We start from the raw sequence: 1,105 nt of genomic DNA on the forward strand, positions 1-1,105 counted from the left end.
CGAGGTGAATGATGGAAAAGCGTATTGAAGAACCTTACTTTTTTAATCCAAATATGGATAGTGAAGAGCTGGAATACTGGTTAGGGCAGCAGAAAGTGTTTATCTCAAGGTATAACGCATTACTTAGAGAAAAAGCCGCCCTGACTGAACGGCTTGCTGAAATAGAAAAAGAGCTTAATGAGAGAGCTATGTACGGCTTTGAAGGTAAATCGAGTCTTCCTTGGGATCCCAATCTTTTTCAGAAAATTCGTCAAGCGAGTAAGAGTTAGCAGGTAAATCAAGTGAGTTCAAATACTCCTGTGCGTCAGGGTGCATATTTTCTCTCCGTAAGCGATCGGAGATAATGAACATGCTGTCATTAAAAGAAAGCGCTCGTATTTCTGACAAGCTCCACTTTGTTATTTCGAGAATCATGTGGTGTAGTGCTTTTTCATTTTCAAGCGGTGAATGAGGTGAACCATATTTTTTCCTATGTTCATCCAAAATACACTCAAGGATAAATATCTGCTCAATACGATGCCATACTTGATTCGCGCGGTAATTATTTTTCCCGAACAGAAAAGAAATATCCATTCCATTGTTTTGGCAAACTCTCGTTTTTATTATCAGAAATAGGTCTGAATAATTACTCATATTGATTTCTCGCCGAAGCTAATCAGCCATCGCTTCGGTTATTGATTGATTTTTGGCTGACCTAACAGCTTACCTTAACTATCAACCCATTACTTTTAACCGACTCACAGGGGTAACCATCGTTCACCCCACGGACGCCCATTGTTCAGATGGGGTGGAATATGAAGATGAAAGAAAATCCTGACTTATGGGCTGACATATTAAACGGCCTAAAAAACTCATGGCCGCAAATATCCGGCTCTGTTTTGGCGGCATTAATTTGCTACGGACGCCTGATTTATGACGGCGTGGAACGAAAGAACCGCTGGGTCGAGGCACTCCTGTGTGGTGCGCTGTCATGGAGCGTATCCAGTGGATTAGAAATGTTCGGCATTCCTGCCAATTTTGCACCGGCTATCGGGGGTGCCATTGGGTTTATTGGCGTAGAGAAGCTACGTGAGTTTGCTGTTCGTGCCATTAATAAACGTTTGGG

At 42.4% G+C, this 1,105-nt stretch carries 3 protein-coding genes; 2 read left to right on the plus strand and 1 reads right to left on the minus strand.

The features are described from left to right. Nucleotides 1–8 precede the first annotated feature (8 nt). On the plus strand, nucleotides 9–269 hold the full coding sequence (locus tag Xedl_RS19705; protein ID WP_074025416.1) for a hypothetical protein: 261 nt from the start codon (nucleotides 9–11) through the stop codon (nucleotides 267–269). On the opposite strand, the gene Xedl_RS19710 is transcribed toward Xedl_RS19705, so the two are convergent. Continuing rightward, a complete protein-coding gene (locus Xedl_RS19710; protein ID WP_074025418.1) occupies nucleotides 187–633 on the minus strand; it encodes an ECs1072 family phage-associated protein in 447 nt (148 codons plus the stop codon). The two genes, Xedl_RS19705 and Xedl_RS19710, sit on opposite strands and share 83 nt — an antisense overlap. Nucleotides 634–794: 161 nt before the next feature. On the opposite strand from Xedl_RS19710, the gene Xedl_RS19715 reads away from it, so the two are divergent. Further along, on the plus strand, nucleotides 795–1,105 hold a 311-nt coding region (locus Xedl_RS19715; RefSeq protein WP_244149781.1), incomplete at its 3' end, for a phage holin, lambda family.

The organism is Xenorhabdus eapokensis (genome assembly GCF_001908105.1).